This window comes from Sphaerisporangium melleum, assembly GCF_014646695.1.
Lineage (GTDB): Bacteria > Actinomycetota > Actinomycetes > Streptosporangiales > Streptosporangiaceae > Sphaerisporangium > Sphaerisporangium melleum.
Map to the genome: position 1 here is coordinate 1 of NZ_BMNT01000118.1, position 1,466 is coordinate 1,466.

Annotated in this window: 2 protein-coding genes; both read left to right on the forward strand. The window is 71.1% G+C overall.

What is annotated here, in order from left to right; all coding sequences use genetic code 11:
* Positions 1–432 (forward strand): signal peptidase I (gene lepB, locus IEY93_RS37385; protein ID WP_189167880.1); only part of this gene is annotated, 432 nt, incomplete at its 5' end.
* A 92-nt stretch (positions 433–524) separates the two neighbouring features.
* Positions 525–1,307, forward strand: a complete 783-nt coding sequence (lepB, locus tag IEY93_RS37390; RefSeq protein ID WP_203969020.1) for a signal peptidase I — start codon at positions 525–527, stop codon at positions 1,305–1,307.
* Positions 1,308–1,466 lie beyond the last annotated feature (159 nt).

Consider the following 1,466-nt stretch of genomic DNA (forward strand, 5'->3'; position numbering starts at 1 on the left):
CCGGGTGACACGGTGAAGTGCTGTGACGCCAAGGGCCGGATCACGGTGAACGGCGTGCCACTGGACGAGAAGGCGTACCTGTACCCCGACGACCAACCGTCGCAGAAGTTCTTCGAGATCAAGGTCGAAAAGGACCGGTTGTGGGTGATGGGCGACCACCGCTCCGTCTCGCTCGACTCCCGGTCGCACCAGGGCGACCCCGGCGGCGGAGCCATCCCCAAGGACAAGGTCGTCGGGCGGGCGTTCGTCATCGTATGGCCGTTCTCCCGAGCCACGACGCTGCCGATCCCTGAAACGTTCAATCAGACGGCCCTCAAGACCGCCGCCATGGCCGGCGGCGCCGCGCCGCTCGTGCTCGGCTTCGCCGGGGCGATCCCTCTGGTGGCGCTGCGCCACCAGTGGCTCGTCCGGAGGCGGCGCCGCGCGGACTGACCGGGCCCTTCCGTCATCCCCCGAACCAGACGAAGGAGACAGAGCCGCCCGCCACGCCCTCTCCGGGCCGAGGCGGAGGCTCCACGAGGCCGATGAGCGTCACAGAGGAGAAGCCGGACCCCAAGGACCCGGCCCCCGACCAGCAGCCCGCCTCAGGCGCCGTCCCGGGAGGCGGCACGGCCCCCGGGGAGACCGTCCCCGCGGCCACCTCGGCACGGGAGACCGGGGCTTCGGAAACGCACTCCGGCCGCGGTGACGGCACCGCGGGCGAGGCCGGCGCGAACGGGCCGGCGGGCGGCGACGCCGGAGCCAAGGACGGCAAGAAGTCATCGAGCTGGCGGGAGTCCATCCTGCTCGTGCTCCTCGGGGTGGTCGCGGCCCTGCTCGTGCGCCTGTTCGTCCTCGACTCCTTCTACATCCCGTCCGAGTCGATGGAGGACACCCTCCTGATCAACGACCGCGTGGTGGTCAACCGGCTCACCGGCGACATCGACCGCGGCGAGATCGTCGTCTTCACGGGCTGGGACGGCACGACGCTGATCAAGCGGGTCATCGGCGTGGGCGGCGATCACGTGAAGTGCTGCGACGCCGAAGGCCGCATCACGGTAAACGGCGTCCCGCTGCACGAGGAGGCCTACCTCAACCCGCAGGACTTCCCGTCCCAGCAGAGCTTCGACGTCACGGTGCCGAAGGGCCGGTTGTGGCTGATGGGCGACCATCGGGCCGCCTCGGAGGACTCCCGCGCGTTCATGAGCGACCGCTACCACGGCACCATCTCCGAGCAGAGCGTGATCGGCCGGGCCTTCGCGCTCTACTGGCCGCTGTCGCGCATCGGCACCCTGCCCGTCCCGGACACCTTCGGCAAGGTCCGCTGACCGAGCCCGCCCGCGCCGGCCCGCCGCCGGCGGGAGCGCCTGCGCGGTCGGCCATCACCTGCCGCGCCCCTTCGGTGTGCGGTGCATCATTTAGGCTCGACAGCGATGACTAGCGATGGCCAGGGGGCAGGCGGGCCGCGCCGCCCCGTCGAGGACGAG

What these genes read in the sequence shown, in the direction of transcription:
- lepB (WP_203969020.1), top strand. Translation starts at nt 525, where the DNA reads ATGAGCGTCACAGAGGAGAAGCCGGACCCCAAGGACCCGGCCCCCGAC.